The organism is Pseudomonas sp. Irchel s3h17 (genome assembly GCF_900187505.1).
Taxonomy (GTDB): domain Bacteria; phylum Pseudomonadota; class Gammaproteobacteria; order Pseudomonadales; family Pseudomonadaceae; genus Aquipseudomonas.
Window position 1 is genome coordinate 265,363 of sequence record NZ_FYDL01000005.1, and the last position, 19,381, is coordinate 284,743.

The 19,381-nt window shown below is 61.5% G+C and carries 19 protein-coding genes and 1 pseudogene; 10 read left to right on the forward strand and 10 right to left on the reverse strand.

Features of this window, described 5'->3' with window-relative positions; translation table 11 throughout:
* The first annotated feature begins 2 nt into the window (after positions 1-2).
* Together CKW25_RS09250 and CKW25_RS09255 are read left to right on the forward strand one after the other, a co-directional pair.
* Positions 3-671, forward strand: coding sequence for a response regulator transcription factor (locus tag CKW25_RS09250; protein ID WP_095078870.1), 669 nt, complete (start codon positions 3-5; stop codon positions 669-671).
* Positions 668-1,981 carry a sensor histidine kinase gene (locus CKW25_RS09255; protein ID WP_095078871.1) on the forward strand — a complete coding sequence of 438 codons (1,314 nt, stop codon included), beginning with the start codon at positions 668-670 and terminating at the stop codon, positions 1,979-1,981. The genes CKW25_RS09250 and CKW25_RS09255 overlap by 4 nt, the downstream gene beginning before the upstream one ends.
* 393 nt (positions 1,982-2,374) lie before the next feature.
* On the opposite strand, the gene CKW25_RS27370 is transcribed toward CKW25_RS09255, so the two are convergent.
* Positions 2,375-3,130: a methyl-accepting chemotaxis protein gene (locus CKW25_RS27370; protein ID WP_371854922.1), complete on the reverse strand. Its 756-nt coding sequence runs from the start codon at positions 3,128-3,130 to the stop codon at positions 2,375-2,377.
* Between the two features lie 102 nt (positions 3,131-3,232).
* Positions 3,233-4,522 (reverse strand): annotated as a pseudogene (locus CKW25_RS27375) (HAMP domain-containing protein); the annotation flags it as partial.
* A gap of 257 nt (positions 4,523-4,779) precedes the next feature.
* Here CKW25_RS27375 and CKW25_RS09265 point away from each other — a divergent pair.
* Positions 4,780-6,096 carry a Na+/H+ antiporter family protein gene (locus tag CKW25_RS09265; protein WP_172736476.1) on the forward strand — a complete coding sequence of 439 codons (1,317 nt, stop codon included), beginning with the start codon at positions 4,780-4,782 and terminating at the stop codon, positions 6,094-6,096.
* Positions 6,097-6,184: 88 nt separating this feature from the next.
* Here CKW25_RS09265 and yegQ read toward each other — a convergent pair whose 3' ends face one another.
* Complete coding sequence (gene yegQ, locus CKW25_RS09270; protein WP_095078874.1) at positions 6,185-7,510, reverse strand: tRNA 5-hydroxyuridine modification protein YegQ; 1,326 nt, start codon at positions 7,508-7,510, stop codon at positions 6,185-6,187.
* Between the two features lie 162 nt (positions 7,511-7,672).
* On the opposite strand from yegQ, the gene CKW25_RS09275 reads away from it, so the two are divergent.
* Positions 7,673-8,734: an AI-2E family transporter gene (locus tag CKW25_RS09275; protein WP_095078875.1), complete on the forward strand. Its 1,062-nt coding sequence runs from the start codon at positions 7,673-7,675 to the stop codon at positions 8,732-8,734.
* On the opposite strand, the gene CKW25_RS09280 is transcribed toward CKW25_RS09275, so the two are convergent.
* The 3 genes from CKW25_RS09280 to CKW25_RS09290 form a co-directional block, all read right to left on the reverse strand.
* Entirely contained in the window at positions 8,731-8,913 is a 183-nt protein-coding gene (locus CKW25_RS09280; protein WP_095078876.1) for a hypothetical protein, read from the reverse strand. The two genes, CKW25_RS09275 and CKW25_RS09280, sit on opposite strands and share 4 nt — an antisense overlap.
* A 107-nt stretch (positions 8,914-9,020) precedes the next feature.
* Positions 9,021-9,215 (reverse strand): hypothetical protein, encoded by a 195-nt coding sequence (locus CKW25_RS09285; protein WP_095078877.1) that lies wholly within the window; start codon positions 9,213-9,215, stop codon positions 9,021-9,023.
* A gap of 238 nt (positions 9,216-9,453) precedes the next feature.
* The gene (locus CKW25_RS09290; protein ID WP_095078878.1) at positions 9,454-9,810 is read right to left on the reverse strand and encodes a hypothetical protein; all 357 of its coding nucleotides are present in this window, start codon (positions 9,808-9,810) and stop codon (positions 9,454-9,456) included.
* A gap of 245 nt (positions 9,811-10,055) precedes the next feature.
* Between CKW25_RS09290 and CKW25_RS09295 the strand changes: the two genes are divergently transcribed.
* Positions 10,056-10,874 (forward strand): shikimate 5-dehydrogenase, encoded by an 819-nt coding sequence (locus CKW25_RS09295; protein ID WP_095078879.1) that lies wholly within the window; start codon positions 10,056-10,058, stop codon positions 10,872-10,874.
* A 64-nt stretch (positions 10,875-10,938) separates the two neighbouring features.
* On the opposite strand, the gene CKW25_RS09300 is transcribed toward CKW25_RS09295, so the two are convergent.
* Complete coding sequence (locus CKW25_RS09300) at positions 10,939-11,583, reverse strand: YceH family protein (RefSeq protein WP_095078880.1); 645 nt, start codon at positions 11,581-11,583, stop codon at positions 10,939-10,941.
* Between the two features lie 138 nt (positions 11,584-11,721).
* Between CKW25_RS09300 and CKW25_RS09305 the strand changes: the two genes are divergently transcribed.
* Positions 11,722-12,231, forward strand: coding sequence for a DUF1993 family protein (locus tag CKW25_RS09305; protein WP_095078881.1), 510 nt, complete (start codon positions 11,722-11,724; stop codon positions 12,229-12,231).
* Between the two features lie 65 nt (positions 12,232-12,296).
* On the opposite strand, the gene sstT is transcribed toward CKW25_RS09305, so the two are convergent.
* A complete protein-coding gene (gene sstT / locus CKW25_RS09310) occupies positions 12,297-13,529 on the reverse strand; it encodes a serine/threonine transporter SstT (RefSeq protein WP_095078882.1) in 1,233 nt (410 codons plus the stop codon).
* Between the two features lie 321 nt (positions 13,530-13,850).
* On the opposite strand from sstT, the gene CKW25_RS09315 reads away from it, so the two are divergent.
* Positions 13,851-15,017: an MFS transporter gene (locus tag CKW25_RS09315; RefSeq protein WP_095078883.1), complete on the forward strand. Its 1,167-nt coding sequence runs from the start codon at positions 13,851-13,853 to the stop codon at positions 15,015-15,017.
* Here the strand turns inward: CKW25_RS09315 and nhaR are convergent.
* Positions 15,004-15,903 (reverse strand): transcriptional activator NhaR, encoded by a 900-nt coding sequence (nhaR, locus tag CKW25_RS09320; protein WP_095078884.1) that lies wholly within the window; start codon positions 15,901-15,903, stop codon positions 15,004-15,006. The two genes, CKW25_RS09315 and nhaR, sit on opposite strands and share 14 nt — an antisense overlap.
* Before the next feature lie 135 nt (positions 15,904-16,038).
* On the opposite strand from nhaR, the gene CKW25_RS09325 reads away from it, so the two are divergent.
* The 3 genes from CKW25_RS09325 to CKW25_RS09335 all read left to right on the forward strand — a co-directional run bounded on the left by CKW25_RS09325 (position 16,039) and on the right by CKW25_RS09335 (position 18,208).
* Positions 16,039-16,287, forward strand: coding sequence for a hypothetical protein (locus CKW25_RS09325; protein ID WP_095078953.1), 249 nt, complete (start codon positions 16,039-16,041; stop codon positions 16,285-16,287).
* Between the two features lie 29 nt (positions 16,288-16,316).
* Complete coding sequence (locus tag CKW25_RS09330) at positions 16,317-17,066, forward strand: TerC family protein (RefSeq protein ID WP_095078885.1); 750 nt, start codon at positions 16,317-16,319, stop codon at positions 17,064-17,066.
* Between the two features lie 464 nt (positions 17,067-17,530).
* Positions 17,531-18,208, forward strand: a complete 678-nt coding sequence (locus CKW25_RS09335; protein ID WP_371854896.1) for a peptidase C39 family protein — start codon at positions 17,531-17,533, stop codon at positions 18,206-18,208.
* Positions 18,209-18,275: 67 nt separating this feature from the next.
* Here CKW25_RS09335 and pbpG read toward each other — a convergent pair whose 3' ends face one another.
* A complete protein-coding gene (gene pbpG, locus CKW25_RS09340) occupies positions 18,276-19,214 on the reverse strand; it encodes a D-alanyl-D-alanine endopeptidase (RefSeq protein ID WP_095078886.1) in 939 nt (312 codons plus the stop codon).
* Between the last annotated feature and the right edge of the window lie 167 nt (positions 19,215-19,381).

The following is a 19,381-nucleotide window of genomic DNA, read 5'->3' on the forward strand; positions in this document are numbered from 1 at the left end:
CAATGCGTTTGCTTCTGGTGGAAGACCACGTGCCACTGGCCGACGAGTTGCTGGCCGGCCTCAATCGCCAGGGTTATGCCGTGGACTGGTTGGCCGATGGCCGCGATGCGGTGTATCAGGGCAGCACCGAACCCTATGACCTGATCGTCCTCGATCTGGGCCTGCCGGGACTGCCGGGGCTTGAAGTGCTCAGCCGCTGGCGTGCCGCGGGCCTGGCCACGCCGGTGCTGGTGCTGACCGCACGCGACTCCTGGGCCGAACGCATCGAAGGCCTCAAGGCAGGGGCCGATGACTACCTGACCAAACCCTTTCACCCGGAAGAACTGCACCTGCGGATTCAGGCTCTGCTGCGCCGCGCCCACGGCCAGGCCAACCAGCCGACACTCAACGCCGCCGGGTTGCAGCTCGATGAGGGCCGCCAGTGCGTGATACGTGACGGTGCCGATATTCAGCTGACCGCCGCCGAGTTCCGCCTGCTGCGCTACTTCATGCTGCACCCCGAGCAGATCCTGTCCAAGAGCCACCTCGCCGAACACCTCTACGACGGTGAAACCGAGCGCGATTCCAACGTCCTGGAAGTTCACGTCAATCACCTGCGGCGCAAGCTGGGGCGCAGCGTGATTGAAACCCGGCGTGGCCAGGGCTACCTGTTCGGTGGGCAAACCCGGTGAAATCGATCCAGCGGCGTTTGAGCCTGGGGTTGATCAGCGTGATGTTGGTCGTTGGCCTGGTGCTGGCGCACACCAGCCTGTGGTTGTTTGAAGACAGCATGCAGCGTTATCTGGAAGCGGGCCTGCGCAATGACAGTGAAAACCTGCTGGTAGCCATGGTCCGTGGCCCGCAGGGGTTGCAGCTGGATGAGCGACGGTTGTCGCCGGCTTATCTGCGGCCCTTTTCCGGGCAGTATTTCCGCATCGACTTTGGCGATACCCATTGGCGTTCACGCTCGCTGTGGGATCAGGAGTTACCGCTGCTCGATAAACCGGGGCTGCACGATAACCTGCAGCTGGGCCCCGATGGTCAGCAACTGCTGGTATTGCGTTCGGACTACCGGCGCCTGGGGCAATCGATTTCCATCAGCGTGGCCCTGGACTACACCCCGGTGCGCGCGAGCTTCCAACGCATGCGCCAGGTTGGCCTGGGGCTTGGGTTGGCGGGTTTGCTGGTGATTCTGCTGTTGCAGCGCGTCACGGTGCGGCGCGCCTTGCGCCCGCTGGAAAGCGCTCGCGAACAGATCGCCCAACTGCAACAAGGCCAGCGCTCGCAACTGGACGCACACGTGCCCCGGGAGCTGGAGCCTTTGGTGGCACAGATCAACCATTTGCTGGCGCATACCGAAGACAGCCTCAAGCGCTCGCGCAATGCCCTGGGCAACCTCGGCCATGCGTTGAAGACGCCGCTGGCGGTGCTATTGAGCCTGGCGTCGAGTGAAAAACTCGACGCCCACCCCGACCTGCGCAGGATTCTGCAAACGCAATTGGAGCAGGTGCAGCAGCGCCTGCACCGGGAACTCAACCGTGCGCGGCTGGCCGGTGATGCCTTGCCCGGCGCACAGTTCGATTGCGCTGCCGAACTGCCGGGGCTGTTGGCCACCCTGAACATGATCCATGGTGAACACCTGCATCTGAGCTACACCGCCGCCCCGGGCCTGCAGCTGCCATGGGACCGGGAAGACTTGCTGGAACTGCTCGGCAACCTGCTGGACAACGCCTGTAAATGGGCCGACGCCGAGGTGCGCTTGAGCGTGGTGCAAGCGGGCGAAGGTTTTGTGCTGGCCGTGGAAGACGACGGTCCGGGGATTCCCGAAGCGCAACGCGACCAGGTGTTCAGCCGCGGTACTCGTCTCGATGAGCAGACCCATGGGCATGGCCTGGGGTTGGGCATCGTGCGCGATATCGTCGACGCCTGGGGCGGGCAATTGCGGCTGGAGGAAAGCGAGTGGGGTGGGTTGAAGGTGACGATCGAATTGCCCGGGCACTGATCATGGTAGTAAGGAGCGCAACGGTCTTAGTGGAGAGTAGGCTCCCTCGCCACAAAGACCGACATCGAACCGTGGCGAGCGAGCTTGCTCGCGCTGGGTTGCGCAGCAGCCCCCCGAAGGTCACCCATGCCTTTCTGAAAGACCGCAATGGCCCTGTCAGGGGCCACTGCGTACTGGAGCGCCAGCCCGGCCCAGCGGGAGTAAGTTCCCTCGCCACAAAGTCAGGCATCGAACCGTGGCGAGCGAGCTTGCTCGCGCTGGGTTGCGCAGCAGCCCCGTAAAGGTCAGCCATGCCTTTCTGAAAGACCGCAATCGCCCCAGTCAGGGGCCACTGCGTACTGGAGCGCCAACCCGGCCCAGCGGGAGCAAACTCCCTCGCCACATGAGCAATATTCAAACGCGGAACTGATCCATCAGGCTCTGTTGCTGATTGGCCAGGGTGTTTAACGACTGGCTGACCCGCGCCGATTCATTGGCCTGGCCCGACAGCGACTCCGTCACGTCACGGATGGTCGCCACGTTGTTGTTGATTTCCTCGGCCACGGCGCTCTGCTCTTCGGCAGCACTGGCGATCTGCAGGTTCATGTCGCTGATCACTGTCACCGCATCGCCGATCTGCCGCAGGGCGGTGACCGCCTGGCCGACTTGCTCGACACTGCCTTGTGCCTGGCGATGGCTGTTGCTCATGGAACCGACCACCTCCCGGGTGCCGCTTTGCAGCTGCTCGATCACCTGGCGGGTTTCTTCCACCGACTCCTGGGTACGGCGTGCCAGGTTGCGCACTTCATCGGCCACTACGGCGAAACCACGACCGGCTTCACCGGCGCGGGCCGCTTCGATGGCGGCGTTGAGCGCCAGCAGGTTGGTCTGTTCGGCGATGGCGCGAATCACTTCCAGTACCGAGCCGATCTTCTCGCTGTTGGCAGCCAGGCCTTCGACCTGCGTCATGGCGGTGCTCATGTCGGCCGCCAGGCTGTCGATGCTGTGGGTGGTGCGGTCGATCACGGTCAGGCCCTGGCGGGTGGCCTGGTCGGCGTCCCGTGCGGCCTGCGCGGCCTGGGCGGCGCTGCGGGCAACGTCCTGTGCGGTCGCACTCATCTCGTGGGAGGCGGTGGCCACCTGGTCGACCTGGCGGTACTGCTGCTCCATGCCGGCACTGGTCTGGGTGGCGATGGCCGATGATTGATCGGCGGTGCTGCGCGCGTCCTGCACCGAGCGTTTGACCTCGGCGATGATCGGCTGCAGTTTGTCGAGGAAGCGGTTGAACCAGCCGGCCAACTGACCGAGCTCGTCGTGTTTGTCGTAGGCCAGGCGGCGGGTCAGGTCGCCTTCGCCGCTGGCGATGTCTTCGAGCATGTGCGCCACGCCGAGAATCGGCCGGGTGACGCTGCGCGCCATCAGCCACACCAGCAACAGGCCGATGACCGCCGCCAGCAGGCCCAGGCTCAGTTCAATCAGGGTGCCGGTGGTGGTGCGCTCATCGAGTTCGTGCTTGAGGGCTTCCGCCGGGCCTACCAGCACTTTCTCCGGCACGTCGAGCAATACGCCCCAGGCTTTACCGCCTGGAATCGGTTCGAACGGCGACAGCACTTTGAGTTGGCCGTTGCTGTGCAGGCTGTGGGTCTCGCGGCTGCCGCCGAGCATGCGCAGCAATTCAGTACCGCTGGTCTTGTCCACAGTGTCCAGGCGCTGGCTGAGCTTGCTGGCGTCGGGGCTGTAGCCGGCGAGCAGGCCCACGGGGCTCAAGATGCTGACGCTGGTCTGGCCATCGTAGAGCTTGTGGCTGGCTTGCTGGCTGATCGCCTGCAGGCTGTTGAGGTTGATGTCGACCGACAGCGAGGCGATGACCTTGCCGTTCACCATCAGCGGGAAGACGATGCTGGTCATCAGCACGTTCTGGCCATCAATTACATAAAAGTACGGTTCGATCACACAGGGCTTGAGGGTGGCGCGAGGGCAGGTGAACCAGGCGTTGGCCGGCTCGCCGCTAGGGCCGGTGCGGGTGTCGGCCATGTCGCTTTCGGGCAGCGACATCGAGTTCAGCTTGCCGGCGGTCGGTTGCGACCAGTACAGGGCAAAGCGCCCCTTGTCGTTGCTGCCCAGCTCATCCTGGCCGATGAACAGCTCGTCCTTGCCGTCCAGGGCATCGGCTTCGAACACCAGCGACAGGCCGAGCAACTGTGGGTTGGCCTGCAGCGCCGACTTGACCTGCCGGGTCAGGTCTTCACGCAGGTCGAAGGCATCCAGGAAGCGCTTCTCGGCCTGTTCGCGCAGGAACAACACCTGACGCGAGAACCCGTGACCATATTGATAGGCGTCCATGAACTGCTGACGAATCCCCAGCGCCTGGACTTCACCCTGGGCTTCGATGCGTGCCTGGGCGGCTTCGGTGAGCATGGTCATGCTCGACGCCTTGACCAGTTGCGAGCTGTGCTCCATGCGGTACAGCGAAAGACCCACCAGCAGGGTCACGATGCCGGCCAGGCACAGCCCGGCGAGCAGCGTGATTTTCCATTGAATGGAAAGTTGTCTGAGTGACATGGACGCATCCTTATTCGATAAATATCTGCGACTTTGCACTGTAACGGCATCAATGCAGCTTTCTTGAGCGACCGGCGTGAGGCGACCGATGACGAAAAAGCTTGCCGCTCGGCACTTGCAGCTTGCCGCTGCTTGCTTCACAGTGCGCGCCCTCTAATAAAACCTCCTTCAATCCGACGTCGGCGCCTGCAGCCGGCTGGCCGGACTCATTCCGTTTGCGCAGGTTTTACCTGCGACTGTGCTCTGAGGTAACGATGATTAATGCTGTAATTGCCGCGGTTGGCATCATGCTGGTACTCAGCCTGTCCCGCGTGCATGTGGTGATCGCGCTGATCGTGGGGGCGCTGGTGGGTGGTCTGACCGGCGGCCTGGGGATGGAGGGGACGCTGAAGGCCTTCAACGGCGGCCTGGGTGGCGGTGCCACCGTGGCGTTGTCCTACGCCTTGCTCGGCGCCTTCGCGGTGGCGATTGCCAAGTCGGGACTGGCCCACGCCCTGGCCGACAAGGCCCTGGCCCTGGTCGACCGTCAGGACGCCAACGGCGGCGGTCAGGTCAAGTGGCTGCTGATCGGCCTGCTCTGGGTGGTGGCGATCGCCTCGCAGAACATCCTGCCGATCCATATCGCTTTCATCCCGTTGCTGGTACCGCCGTTGCTGTATGTGCTGACCAAGCTGCAACTGGATCGCCGGTTGATTGCCTGTGTCATGACCTTTGGCCTTATTACGCCGTACATGTTTCTGCCAGTAGGGTTCGGCAACATCTTCCTGAACGAGATTCTGCTGGCCAACGTGGCCAAGAGCGGTGTCGACATCAGTGGCATCAACGTCACCCATGCCATGGGCATTCCGGCCTTGGGCATGGTCTTTGGTTTGTTGATGGCGTTTGTCAGCTACCGCAAGAAACGCGTGTATGACCTGGAGAAAATCGAGCGGGTCGAACAGGTCACGGTGCAATACAACCCGTTGACCCTGATGGTTGCCGGGCTCGCCATCGCCGCTGCGTTCATCATTCAACTGCTGCTGGATTCGATGATTATCGGCGCGCTGGCCGGGTTTCTGATCTTCTCGGTATCGGGCGTGGTGCGCTGGCGCGAGACGGACGACCTGTTTACCGAAGGCATGAAAATGATGGCGATGATCGGCTTCATCATGATCGCCGCCTCGGGGTTTGCCGAGGTCATGAAGGCCACGGGTGAAGTGCAGACCCTGGTGCAAACTTCGGCCGCGTGGATCGGCCACAGCAAGGGGGTTGGCGCGTTGTTGATGCTGCTGGTCGGCCTACTGGTGACCATGGGTATCGGCTCATCGTTTTCCACGGTGCCGATTCTCGCCGCGATCTTCGTGCCGCTGTGCGTGCAACTGGGGTTCAGCCCGCTGGCCATCGTCTGCATTGTCGGCACCGCGGGGGCGCTGGGCGATGCCGGCTCACCGGCCTCCGATTCGACCCTGGGCCCGACCTCCGGCCTGAACATCGACGGTCAGCATCACCACATCTGGGACACCGTGGTCCCGACCTTCCTCCATTACAACCTGCCATTGCTGGCGTTTGGTTGGGTGGCGGCGATGGTCTTGTAAGCGCATAGCACAGACCTTTCTCGCCTTGATCGTTCCCGCGTGGGAACGATCAAGCGCGGTGGCGACACTCACGAAACTGCCCCGGGTTTCACCCCTCGCGCACATCGCGCATCAACAACCCGAACTGTAGATCCACCGCATCCGGAATCGGCAGGTAGACGGTGTGCCCGTCGCCGGGCGCCACATCAACGGCTTCACCCTTGGTGTTCTGCAGTTGCTGCAGGTCGAAGTGGAAGTTGCCCTTGGGGGTCATCAGTTCCATGTGATCGCCCAGGGCGAAGCGGTTCTTCACCTTGACCTCGGCCAGGCGCTCGTGGCGCTTGCCGGTCAGTTCGCCGACGAACTGCTGGCGTTCCGAGACGGAGCTGCCGTTCTGGTAGTTCTGGTATTCGTCGTGTACGTGACGACGCAGGAAACCTTCGGTGTAACCACGCTGGGCCAGGGACTCCAGGTCCGTCATCAGGTTGCGGTCGAGGGGCCGGCCGGCGACGGCATCGTCGATTGCACGGCGGTACACCTGAGTGGTGCGGGCGCAGTAGAAGTGGGATTTGGTCCGGCCCTCGATCTTCAGCGAATGCACGCCCATCTGGGTCAGCCGTTCAACGTGCTGTACCGCGCGCAGGTCCTTGGCGTTCATGATGTAGGTGCCATGTTCGTCTTCGAAGGCGGGCATCAGCTCATCCGGACGGTTGGCTTCCTGCAACAGGAATACCTGGTCGGTCGGCGCGCCAATGCCCAGCACAGGCTCCGGCACGAAGCTCTGGACGATGTCCCCCGTGGCATTTTCCGTGGCCGGTTGCGCCGAGTACTTCCAGCGGCAGGCGTTGGTGCAGGTGCCCTGATTGGCGTCGCGCTTGTTCATGTACCCCGACAGCAGGCAGCGCCCGGAGTAGGCCATGCACAGCGCACCGTGCACGAACACTTCCAGCTCCATGGCCGGTACGTGCTGGCGGATCTCGGCGATCTCTTCCAGCGACAACTCCCGGGACAGGATGATCCGGCTCAGGCCTTGCTGCTGCCAGAACTCCACGCTCGCCCAGTTCACCGTGTTGGCTTGTACCGACAGGTGGATCGGCATCTGGGGGAAGTGTCGGCGCACCAGCATGATCAGCCCGGGGTCGGACATGATCAGCGCGTCCGGGGCCATGGCGATGACCGGCTCCAGGTCCTTGAGGAAGGTTTTCAGCTTGGCGTTGTGCGGGGCAATGTTCACCACCACGTAAAAACGCTTGCCCTGGGCCTGAGCCTCGCGAATGCCGAGGGCCAGGTTGGCGTGATCGAACTCGTTGTTACGCACCCGCAAGCTGTAGCGCGGCTGGCCGGCGTACACCGCATCGGCGCCGTAGGCGAAGGCATAGCGCATGTTTTTCAGGGTGCCGGCAGGGGCGAGCAGTTCAGGCGTGGCGAGGGTCATGGCGGCATCGATCGCAAAAGCCCGCGAGGGTAAAGCAGCCGCGCCAGGTGATTATTGATCTGGATCTATGCCGGGCGAACAAAACAGGGCATTTGGGCGTGTCGCGGCAGACTAACCTTTAAGGCGTAGCGGTCGTCTGCATCTACCTGACCTGGACCGGACATGAACCATTCCTCTGTGCAGAATAAATCGTTGCTGGTGCTATTGGTGCTGGTGACCCTCGCGTTCATCTGGATTCTGCTGCCGTTCTACGGCGCGGTGTTCTGGGCGGTGATACTGGGCATCGTCTTTACGCCCCTGCAGCGCCGGTTGCAACTGAAGTTTGGCTGGCAACGCAACCTGACCGCCCTGTGTACCCTGAGCATCTGCCTGGTGATTGCCATTTTACCGGTGATTATCATCAGCGCGTTGCTGGTCCAGGAGGGTGCAGTGTTCTACAAGAGCGTCGAGAGTGGCGAGCTGGACATTGCCGGTTACCTGGCGCAGTTCAAGCACGGCCTGCCATTGTATGTTCAGCAGTGGCTGGACAGCGTGGGCATGGGTGAGTTGAGCGGCCTACGTGAGAAAATCGTCAAGAGTGCGATGCAGGGCAGCCAGTTTTTCGCCAGTCAGGCATTCAGTTTCGGTCAGGGCACCTTCGAATTTGTGGTGAGTTTTTTCATCATGCTTTACCTGCTGTTCTTCTTTTTGCGCGATGGCGCCGAACTGGCGCGCAAGATCCGGGCGGCGGTGCCGTTGGCTGAGCATCAAAAGCGCCGTCTGCAGCTCAAGTTCAACCGCGTGGTACGGGCCACGGTCAAGGGCAACCTGCTGGTGGCTGTCACGCAGGGGGCGTTGGGCGGTTTGATTTTCTGGTTTCTGGACATTCCCAGTGCGTTGCTCTGGGCGGTGTTGATGGCGTTTTTGTCGCTGTTGCCCGCAGTGGGGGCCGGGCTTGTCTGGGTGCCGGTGGCGGCCTGGTTCCTGCTCAGCGGCGCGGTCTGGCAGGGCGTGGTGCTGGGCCTGTATGGGGTGTTCGTGATCGGGTTGGTGGACAACGTCCTGCGCCCCATACTGGTGGGTAAGGACACGAAGATGCCGGACTATCTGATCCTGATCTCGACCCTGGGTGGTCTGGCAGCTTTCGGCCTCAATGGTTTTGTCATCGGGCCGTTGATTGCCGCGCTGTTCATCTCGAGCTGGGCGTTGTACGTGGAAACCAAGCCCCGGGTGCAGTTGCCTTAGGCATTCAGTGCGTAATTGCCGATGCGTTGCGACAGGGCCTGGGCGGCGGGCAACGACGTGAGCGGGCCGCTGATCGGCTCGCCGTCGCGCACCAGGTACCAGCAGGCGAGCAACCCCAGTTTCCTGAGCGAGGGGGGAACGGCGCTTCCCACAACCGACATGATCTGAACCCTGGACATAATAAGCACCTCCATCAATCGATGGCGCTACCTTACGGATCCGCGGGTCCGACGGAAAATCAACACGCTCGATAATGGACATCGACGCCCTTGACGTGGGCATCTCGTCAGTCGACGACCTGATCGAGCATGTGCATCACTTCATGGTCGTTGAGCAGGCCTTTGCGTACCAGGTTTTCGGCCAGCAGCGAAAGAAACTTGGCACTGCGGTGACCCTCAAGGTGCTTGAGTTCGGTCAGCGCGCTATAGACCTTGCTGGAGGTGCAGAGGCCAACAATGCGGTGCGGGTTTTGCGTGGGCATGGGCGTCGTCCTTGTTTTTATGAACCGTTTGTGCCGGACAGATCAGAGCTTGCGGTGCGCTCATGACATAAATATGACAATTGTGTGCGCGCCAGGGCTTGGGTCGGATCAATCATGTCAAATTTACACGCAGTCACTGTCCCGGCAGCGACCTTGGCGAGATTTATTCAGACATGGGGCACGCCAGCGCGGGGCCCCGGTGCGAGTCAGGGGCCCGTTTTCGGTAAAGCGCGGGCGCTTACCAGTGTCGGCCGTAGTACCCGCGGTGTGGGCCGTAGTAACCACGAGGCGGACCGTAATACACGGGCGCCGGGCGGTAGTAGACGGGTTGTTGCAGGTAGATAGGTTGAGGCTGGTAGTAGACCGGCGGCGGGCTGTAATAGACAGGTGGCGGGCCGTAATAGACCGGTTGCTGGATGTACACCGGGCGCTGCGAGTTGGCGATGACCGAGCCTGCTACCACGGCGCCAACCACGGCACCGACGGCGATCGGGGCACCCCAGCCGTAGCCACCACCCCCACCATGAGCCTGCGCCTGTCCAGCGACAGCGAATACACCGATCAACAAGGCAACTGCGGGTAGTTTACGGATCATGATCAATCCTCGGTATTTCGCCCCGGCGCTTGTGTCTGCGAGAGACCCAAGAAGTGTCGCGGGGATAACTCTAAGACAGCATTTTTTGCCGAATCTGCGAGGCGTCCGAGTAAATTTTGTGTAAGGTCTGCACCACCGTATTTACCCCGCAACGCCAGCAGGAATGGGCACCTTGTCATGATTGATCAAACCTGTCGGGCTGGCTATTCCCGTCTATCAGAACGTGTAACCGCAAGGAGAACCCCATGCAGATGAACCCGAACAAAGACACCCAATTGTGCATGTCCTTGTCTGGGCGCCCCGGGAATTTCGGCCTGCGATTCCATAACCACCTGTATGAGCAGTTGGGCCTGAATTTTTACTACAAGGCCTTCAGCAGCCAGGATTTACCGGGCGCCGTGGGCGGAATTCGTGCCCTCGGTATTCGCGGTTGCGGCGTCTCGATGCCGTTCAAGGAGGCCTGCATTGCCCTGGTCGACGAGCTGGATGCCTCGGCGGCGGCCATTGCCTCGATCAACACCATCGTCAACACCCACGGCCACTTAAAGGCCTACAACACCGACTACATGGCCATTGAGCAATTGCTCAAGACCCATGCCGTGCCTAAGGAAACAACGTTCGCCCTGCGTGGCAGTGGGGGGATGGCCAAGGCGGTGGCCAGCGCCTTGCGGGATGGCGGCTACCGCAACGGCCTGATCGCCGCCCGCAACGAAAGCGCCGGGCGCGCCCTGGCGGACGCCCTGGGTTATCGCTGGCAGGCAGAACCGGGCAATGAGCGCCCGCAGATGCTGGTCAATGTCACGCCAATCGGCATGGCCGGGGGCCGCGAGGCCGATCAGTTGGCGTTCGAGGCCGCTGCCATCGATGCTGCGCAGATTGTCTTTGATGTGGTGGCGATTCCCTCGGAAACGCCGCTGATCGTGCGCGCTCGCGAGGCTGGAAAACACGTGATCACCGGACTGGAGGTGATCGCCCTCCAGGCCCTTGAGCAGTTTGTGCTGTACACCGGCGTGCGTCCCAGTGACGAGCAGTTTCGCAAGGCGGTCGCGTTCGCTCGCAGTTGATCGACCGAGAGGGGCGGGGAGTGGGAGAGGTGTCAGGTTAGCCCCCCGCCATCCCATCGGCGCGTTACTCGAGGCGTGCGAGGCGTTCTTCAAGCGCGGCGATTCTGGCCTCCAGCTCTTCAATGCGCTCCACCGACACACCGCTGCCGCCACGCTCCACCGGGTTCTGGCGCGCGGCGAGGATGGCCTCGATGTCCTCAGGGTCGCCCAGGGTGTGCATATAGCGGTCTTCACGCTGGCCTGACTGACGTGGCAGCAGCATGGCAAGGCCGCGGGCAATCAGGCGCTCCAGTTGATGGACCACCTGCTCGGCGTCTTCAAAGTCGTGCATGCGGCCGCTGCGGGTCAGCAGTTCATTGACCGTCTGCGGGCCACGCAGGAACAGCAGGCTGCTCAGGATGACCTGGGCGGGCACCAGTTCCAGCGCCTTGTCGAGCCGATGCTCCCAGCGGTCGGCACGGCTGCCCATGACCAGCCGGGTGAAACCACGCCCTTCCAGTGCGCGCAAGCTTTGCCCGACCTGGCCCTGGCTCAGGTTCATCACCGGTTCACGGCTGGTTTTCTGATTGCAGGCGATGACCAACGCATTGAGGGTCAGCGGATAGGTTTCCGGGCTGGTGGCCTGTTTCTCGATCAAGGAGCCGAGAATGCGCAACTCGGTACTGCTCAGGCGCAGTGCTTCGGTGGACGTCTCTTGTTCAGTGCTCATCGCGCTTTCCCTATGCAGTCGAAGCCGCCTAGCCTAATCCTTGCACGATAAAAGACAAGCCGCGCAGCACCTCAAGCATGGCTATAATCGCGCCACGTTCCACTCCCTTCACAGCACCCTCCACCCAGCGAGACTGCCATGACTATTTCTCTGTACGCTGCATCCGTTCCGGTCTTCAAGCAAATGCTCAACGCGTTGAGCGATGTGCTGAACAAGGCCGAGGCCCACGCGACGGCCAAAAATATCGACCCGAACGCTCTGTTGCAGGCCCGTCTGTTCCCGGACATGTTCCCGCTGGTGCGCCAGGTGCAGATTGCCGTTGATTTCGCCAAGGGTGTTTCTGCCCGTTTGGCACAAGTCGAGCTGCCGACTTACGACGACAGCGAAGTGACCTTTGCCGAACTGCAGGCACTGATCGCCAAAGTGCTGTCCTTCATCGACGGCATTGCCCCCGCGCAAATCGACGGCAAGGAAGGCATCGAGATCGTGACCCGTCCCGGCACGCCGAAAGAAAAACGCTTCACGGGCCAGTCCTATCTGCTGACCTACGGCCTGCCGCAATTCTTCTTCCACGTCACCACCACCTACGCCATCCTGCGCCACAACGGTGTGGAAGTCGGCAAACGCGACTACATGGGCGCGTTCTAAACCCGCAGGCAAAAAGAAGCCCGCCAAGGTGTGAACCTTGGCGGGCTTTTTAACGGGTGTGAGTGTTACGCGGTTTGTTCGACTTTCTCTTCCTGGGCCAGGCAGGCCGCAGCGGTGAAGAGCACGTCGGTGGAGGAGTTCAGCGCGGTTTCCGCCGAGTCCTGCAGCACGCCGATGATGAAGCCCACGGCGACCACTTGCATGGCGATCTCGCTAGGAATGCCGAACAGGCTGCATGCCAGCGGAATCAGCAACAGCGAGCCACCGGCTACGCCCGAGGCGCCACAGGCACAAATCGCCGCGACCACACTCAGCAGCACGGCGGTCGGCAGGTCCACGGCAATACCCAAGGTGTGAACCGCAGCCAGGGTCAGCACGGTGATGGTGATGGCCGCGCCGGCCATGTTGATGGTCGCGCCCAGGGGAATCGAGACCGAGTAGGTGTCTTCATGCAGGCCCAGGCGCTTGCTCAACTCCAGGTTGACCGGAATGTTCGCCGCCGAGCTGCGGGTGAAGAACGCGGTGATCCCGCTTTCGCGCAGGCAGGTCAGTACCAGCGGGTAAGGGTTGCGGCGCAGTTTCCAGAACACGATGAGCGGGTTCATCACCAGGGCCACGAACAGCATGCAGCCCAGCAGCACGGCCAGCAGGTGCATGTAGCCCAGCAGCGCGTCGAAGCCCGAGGTGGCCAGGGTCGAAGCCACCAGGCCGAAAATGCCCAGCGGTGCAAAGCGAATCACCACGTGCACGATCAGGGTCACGCCGTTGGACAGGTCGCCGAGCACTTCGCGGGTGGTTGCGCCGGCATGGCGGATGGCCACGCCCATGCCGATCGCCCATGCCAGGATACCGATGAAGTTAGCGTTCATCAGGGCGCTGACCGGGTTATCGACCACGCTCAGCAGCAGGCTTTGCAGGACTTCACCAATCCCGCCGGGCGCGCTGACGGCCACTTCGTGGGTGGCGAGCACGAGGCTGGACGGGAACAGGGTGCTGGCGACCACCGCAACGGCAGCGGCACTGAAGGTGCCGAGCAGGTACAGGAACAGAATCGGTCGGATATGGGTTTCCTGGCCGTGCTTGTGGTTGGCGATCGAGGCCATTACCAGCACGAACACCAGAATCGGCGCGACGGCTTTGAGTGCGCTGACAAACACTTTGCCAATGAACGCGGTGGACTTCGCCATTTCAGGCGCGAGCAGCGCCAGGACGATACCGGCGATCAGGCCAATCACGATCTGGGTGACCAGGCTGGTGCGTTTGAGTCGTTGCAGGAGAGAAAGCGGTGCTGCAGTCATAGCGGTATCTCTGATTTTTTTAAGGTGCTGTGAATCCAGGGAGGCTGTCCGTCGAGATCGAGAAGGCGGGCAAAACGGATAAGCGCGCGAATTCAGCCTTGGCTGAGGAGCATCCAGTCTTTCGCGGGGGGCGGACTTTATCACAGCGTGGGCGTTATCCTTCAGTCCTGTGACGATCTGCCACCTGGGGTTCACCCTCCGGGATCAGGTTCCCGCCAGCATGATCGGGCGCACTCTGCTAAGATTCGCCATCCTCTTTTTTCATCTCCCCTCAGTGAGCCTTCGGGCAGTCGCTGGCGTTGTCGTTTTCTGGAGTTACCCATGTTGTTTCCCATCCTGCTGTTGTCAGCCGCCGGTTTCACGGTGCTGACCACGGAGTTCATCATTGTCGGCCTGCTGCCCTCGATTGCTCGCGACCTCGATGTCAGCGTTTCCCAGGCGGGGCTGCTGGTGACCTTGTTCGCGTTTACCGTGGCGGCATTCGGGCCATTCCTGACGGCGTACTTCGCGCGCTTCGAGCGCCGCCGGCTGTTTATCAGCGTGTTGATCCTGTTCGGGCTGGCCAACACCCTGGCCGCCCTGGCGCCCAACATTGGCGTGATGGCAGTGGCCCGGTTGATACCGGCGCTGGGGTTGCCGGTGTTCTGGGCGCTGGCCAGTGAGACGGCGGTGGACATCGTGGGGCCGGACTACGCCGGGCGGGCGATTGCCAAGATCGGCTTCGGGATCGTCTGTGCCACCGTCTTCGGGATTCCCGTCGGCACGCTGATCTCCGATGCATTCGGTTGGCGCAGTGCCTTCGGCATTCTGGCGCTGATTGCCTTCGCCAAGGCCTTGCTGCTGTTTATCTACTTGCCGAAAACCGACCTGCACAACCAGCAGGTGAGTTTCGCTTCGCAGTTCAGGATTCTGCGCAGTCCGTTGATGCAAGGGCATGTGCTGTTGTCGATTCTGGTGTTCAGCGGCATGTTCACCGCCTACACCTACCTGGCCGATATCCTGGAGCGGCTGGCCGGTTTCAACGGCGCGGTGGTGGGGTGGTGCCTGATGGGGTTTGGTGCGGTCGGCCTGATCGGCAATTCGCTGGGCGGGCGCATGGTCGACCGCCACCCGCTGATTGCATCGATGGTGTTCTGCGGGTTCATGGTCGGCGGCCTGCTCGCGCTGGTGCCGAATATCCATTCGACCCTGGGGCTGGCGGCGGCGATGGGCATCTGGGGGGTGACCCAGGCGGCATTGTTTCTGGTCTGCCATGTGCGCCTGATGAAGGCCGCCCCGCAAGCGCCGGCGTTCGCCGCTTCGCTGAACATTGCCGGGGGCAACCTGGGGATTGGCCTGGGAGCGCTGGTGGGCGGGCGGGTGATCGACACCCTGGGCCTGGGGAGCCTGGGCGTTGCCGCGGCCGGTTTTATCCTGGTGTCGATCCTGCTGGCGCTGCTGCTGATGAAGCTCAAGACGCCGCTCGTCTGCGCCTCTACAGTGCGGTAAACAGTGCCCGGCGGGCACCTTCGGTAATGGCGACAATGCCCGGGTGCTTGACCTTGCGTTCCACCGAGATGGCGTAGAACGACTCACTGACCGCATCGGTCTGGCCAATCACCTCGACGCCGTACTGGCGTCGTACCTCGTCGGCAATCACGCTGGGGCCGATGAAGATTCCGCTGCCGGATTGGCCAAATGCCTGCATCAAGGCGCTGTCATCGAACTCGCCGACGATCCGCGGCTGGATCCGCTGTTCGGCAAACCAGCGTTGCAGTCTGCTGCGCACCACGGTTTCCTGGCCGGGAATCAGCAGGGGCGCGCCATGCAGGCAGCGCGGGAAGTCGCTGCCGTAGCGTTCGGCCAATTCCCGAGTGGCGAAGAAGCTGATCCCGCACTCACCGAGTTTCTGGCTGTAGCCCTTGATGTCCAGGTGCGAGGGCATCGGGCTGTCGGAAATCACCAGGTCCAGCCGTTGAATCGCCAGGTCGGCCAGCAGGCGCTCCAGCTTGTCCTCGCGACAGGTAATGCGCAGCGGCTCGTGCAGCTCCATGGTTGGCGCAATCAGGCGATAGACAATGGATTTGGGCACTACGTCCGCGACGCCGACCCGAAACAGGATCTGTTGCTCGTTGGGCTGGGCTCGCAGCAGGGCTTCCAGTTCGCCTCCCAGCTGAAACATTTGCTCGGCGTAGGTCAGGGTCTGGCGACCGGCCTCGGTCAGTTCCAGTTGCCGTCCGACTCGCCGGAACAGTTCGATCCCGTAGGTTTGCTCCAGCAGGCTGATCTGCCCGCTGATGGTCTGGGGCGTCAGGTTCAGTTGTTCGCAGGCACGCACAATGCTGCCGGTTTTGGCCACGACCCAGAAGTAATGCAGTTGCCGATAATTGAGCATGGCACTCGCCGATTCGTAAAAACCGAAGTATAGCCGCTAAAAATACGAATTTTCCTGAAGTATTCCCTTCCTTAGAATGCCTCGCTATCGACGGGCCACTATTTCGGCCGAGTCTGTTCTAACGAGGAAAGCATGATGACACTCAAATCCTTGACTGCGGCTTCGTTGCTGGCTGTTTCTGCGCTGTTGCTCACTGGCTGTGACCAGGCCGAAAAAAGCGCCCAGCAATTGATGGGCAAGGCCGCCGAATCGGCCAAGCAGGCGATCGACGATACCCACAAGGCGGCGGAGCAGGCCCTGAGCGACGCCACCGGGAACATCATCAGTAAAAAGGACCCTTCCGCCGACGACGACAAGCAAGAGAGTTCGTCGCAGGAAATCTAATCTGTTCAACACCGAGTCAGGACTGACCCATGGACTACCTTTTACAACTTGCTGCAAGCCCCACTGCCTGGGTCGCCCTGGCCACCTTGATCGTGATGGAGATCGTGCTCGGCATCGATAACCTGATCTTCATCTCGATCCTGACCAACAAGCTGCCGGAGCAGCACCGGGCCAAGGCGCGCCGGATCGGTATCAGCATGGCGCTGGTCCTGCGCCTGGGCCTGTTGAGCACCATTGCCTTCATCGTGCAACTGACGGAGCCGGTGATCGAGGTGTTCGGTCACGCGTTCTCGTGGAAAGACATGATCCTGATTGCCGGTGGCCTGTTCCTGTTGTGGAAGGCAACCACGGAAATCCACCACAGCATGGATCCGTCGCCGGATGATCCGACGTCGAAAACGTCGACGGTGACCTTGGGTTTTGCGGCGGCCATCGGTCAGATCCTGATGCTCGACCTGGTGTTCTCCATCGACAGCATCATTACCGCGGTCGGCATGACCGAGCATTTGCCGATCATGATCATTGCGGTCCTGGTGTCGGTGCTGGTGATGTTGTTGGCGGCCGAGCCTCTGGCCAAATTCATCAACGACAACCCGACGGTGGTGATGCTGGCGCTGGGCTTCCTGATCATGATCGGCATGACCCTGATCGCCGAAGGCTTCGGCGCTCACGTACCGAAAGGCTACGTCTATGCGGCCATGGCGTTCTCGGCGGCGATCGAAACGCTGAACATGTTGTCGCGCCGGGCCAGGCAAAAGCAGCTTGCTGAGCAGGCTTAAGCCTTAGCGGCAGTACTCGACGGTCGTCTGCGCTCGAAAGCGTGCAGGCGGCCGTTTTGCTTGATGGGGATACCGGTGAAGTCGCTCAATGAGCGGAAGCGTGACGCCGTGCAGGTTTCTCGTGTTTGGCGGGGGCTTGCGGTGCTCTGTAGGCAGGATGGTGTCTGCGGGTGATGCGCAATACACCCCACAGCATGGCGGCCGCAACGGCCAGCCAGCCACCTATCAGCATCAGGATTATTGCCATCAGGCTCATCGGTGCCTCCTCTTTGCCCGGCTTCGGGCACTTACGCTTTGCAGGTGTCAGTCTAGCCGCAGATGTGTTGCAGGCTATTGACCAATAGTCGTGAGCCTCCAACCTGTTCGTTCTATCGGCTGCGGGTGACTGCCGTTTACCGCTATAGCGCTGCTATGATCAGTGCTCAAGCCGGAAGATTGCTGACCGGCACCTGAACAAGTGAGTGATGATGTTGCCGGTACTTCCTCGTTTTCGCTTCGCCTTGCTGGCTGCGGCCTGCGTCTTGAGCCTGGCCGGTTGTGCCGGGAGCGTGCAACCTGAAATCAAGCGCCTGCCCGAGCGTGTCGAGCTCAACGGCAGGTTCTACCGCGGCGAGGCTTATCAGAGTGGGCCGCAAACCCTGGCCAGCCTGCTGTCCCAGCAGGGTGTCGTGATCACGCCAGGGTTGCTCGACAAACCTTTGCATTTGCCGGGCGCCGAGGCGCAGTTGCAGCAAAGCATGCCTAAGCTGGCGCGTGAGTACGGCATGGTCGTGTACCCGCTGGACAGCAACTTGCCAGCGCTGCTGACCCAGGTCGCGGCGGGTTATCCGGTGCTCTTGCGCTACACCGAGGGTTCGGCCTTCTGGAAAGAGCCCAGGTACGCCATTCTTGCCGGGTACAATCGTCAGAAGCAGACTGTGCTGCTGCGCTCGGGCATGAACCGTCGCCTGTTGCTGGACTTCAACGCCTTTGAGTCGGCCTTCAAGGACGCGGGCGGTTGGGCTGTGCTGATTCAGGCGCCGACCCAGGTTCCCGCCAGTGTCGACCGGCAGCGCTGGCTGAGTGCGGCCAATGACCTGGCCCATGCGGGGCAGGAGCAGGCGGCTGCCCGGGCGACCGGGGCGTTGAACGCCCAGCCATGAGAAACGGCGCCCTGAGGCGCCGTTTTCGATGAAGGCCCTGACTGGCGTCGGGGCCTTGATGAGCGAGCTACTCGGCGGTTTGTGCCACGCCGGTCTGGCGGCTTTTCAGGTTCTTGTTCGCTTTGTAGTTCAGGGCCGATGCCGGCACCGGGCTGCTCTTGCCGGTTTCAACCCACTGGCGGATGCGGGTGGCGTCGGCAAAGTGGGTGTATTTGCCGAAGGCGTCGAGAATCACCAGTGACACTGGGCGATCCCCCATGCGGGTAACCAGTACCAGGCAGTGTCCCGCCTGGTTGGTGAAGCCGGTCTTGGTCAGCTGGATATCCCAATTGTCCTTGCGGACCAGGTGATCGGTGTTGCGAAAGCCCAGGGTATAACTGGGTTTGCGGAACGCTACGGTCTTTTCCTTGGTGCTGCTCAACTCGCTCAGCATCGGGTACTTGCGCGCCGCTTGCAGCAGTTTGCTCAGGTCGCGTGCCGTGGATACGTTGCTGGTGGACAGGCCCGTAGGCTCGACGTAGTGGGTGCTGGTCATGCCCAGCGCCTTGGCCTTGGCGTTCATCGCGGCAATAAAGGCGGCGTAGCCACCCGGGTAGTGGTGGGCCAGGGTCGCAGCCGCGCGGTTTTCCGAGGACATCAGGGTGATCAGCAGCATTTCCTTGCGCGACAGTTCGCTATTGAGCTTGACCCGCGAGAACACGCCTTTCATTTCCGGGGTGTTGCTGATCGTCACGGAAATGTACTCATCCATATTCTGCTTGGCTTCCAGCACCACCAGGCCGGTCATCAACTTGGTCACCGAGGCGATGGGTACCACGACATCCGGGTTGCTGGCATAGACGATCTTGTTGGTCTGCAAGTCGATCAGCATGGCGCTGCCCGAGGCGATATGCAGTTTCGAGGGGTCGCGAGGTGCCGCAGTGGTTTCACCAGCATCGACGTTCGACGTGATGACAGTGCCTGAAAATGCAAAAAAGAGACTCAGGATAGAAAGACGGATTTTCACGCGAGTGGACTCGATAAATGTGGGTATGCCGTTGTGCAACGGGCTTTTTCCAGAAAAACGTTACATTTTATGAGCGTAGTTGAGGAACTGTCGAATGTTCTTCGGGGCGCAGATGAAAGTCCTGGTTTTCGGCTAAAAAACAGCGGTTTTCGACGAACAGCCTTAAG

Bases quoted from the DNA above. Each gene is read 5' to 3' on its own strand.
- CKW25_RS09250 (WP_095078870.1), top strand. From the start codon at position 3: ATGCGTTTGCTTCTGGTGGAAGACCACGTGCCACTGGCCGACGAGTTG.
- CKW25_RS27370 (WP_371854922.1), bottom strand. From the start codon at position 3,130: ATGGAGCAGCAGTACCGCCAGGTCGACCAGGTGGCCACCGCCTCCCAC.
- yegQ (WP_095078874.1), bottom strand. From the start codon at position 7,510: ATGACCCTCGCCACGCCTGAACTGCTCGCCCCTGCCGGCACCCTGAAA.
- CKW25_RS09275 (WP_095078875.1), top strand. From the start codon at position 7,673: ATGAACCATTCCTCTGTGCAGAATAAATCGTTGCTGGTGCTATTGGTG.
- CKW25_RS09280 (WP_095078876.1), bottom strand. From the start codon at position 8,913: ATGTCCAGGGTTCAGATCATGTCGGTTGTGGGAAGCGCCGTTCCCCCC.
- CKW25_RS09285 (WP_095078877.1), bottom strand. From the start codon at position 9,215: ATGCCCACGCAAAACCCGCACCGCATTGTTGGCCTCTGCACCTCCAGC.
- CKW25_RS09290 (WP_095078878.1), bottom strand. From the start codon at position 9,810: ATGATCCGTAAACTACCCGCAGTTGCCTTGTTGATCGGTGTATTCGCT.
- CKW25_RS09295 (WP_095078879.1), top strand. From the start codon at position 10,056: ATGCAGATGAACCCGAACAAAGACACCCAATTGTGCATGTCCTTGTCT.
- CKW25_RS09300 (WP_095078880.1), bottom strand. From the start codon at position 11,583: ATGAGCACTGAACAAGAGACGTCCACCGAAGCACTGCGCCTGAGCAGT.
- CKW25_RS09305 (WP_095078881.1), top strand. From the start codon at position 11,722: ATGACTATTTCTCTGTACGCTGCATCCGTTCCGGTCTTCAAGCAAATG.
- sstT (WP_095078882.1), bottom strand. From the start codon at position 13,529: ATGACTGCAGCACCGCTTTCTCTCCTGCAACGACTCAAACGCACCAGC.
- CKW25_RS09315 (WP_095078883.1), top strand. From the start codon at position 13,851: ATGTTGTTTCCCATCCTGCTGTTGTCAGCCGCCGGTTTCACGGTGCTG.
- nhaR (WP_095078884.1), bottom strand. From the start codon at position 15,903: ATGCTCAATTATCGGCAACTGCATTACTTCTGGGTCGTGGCCAAAACC.
- CKW25_RS09325 (WP_095078953.1), top strand. From the start codon at position 16,039: ATGACACTCAAATCCTTGACTGCGGCTTCGTTGCTGGCTGTTTCTGCG.
- CKW25_RS09330 (WP_095078885.1), top strand. From the start codon at position 16,317: ATGGACTACCTTTTACAACTTGCTGCAAGCCCCACTGCCTGGGTCGCC.
- CKW25_RS09335 (WP_371854896.1), top strand. From the start codon at position 17,531: ATGATGTTGCCGGTACTTCCTCGTTTTCGCTTCGCCTTGCTGGCTGCG.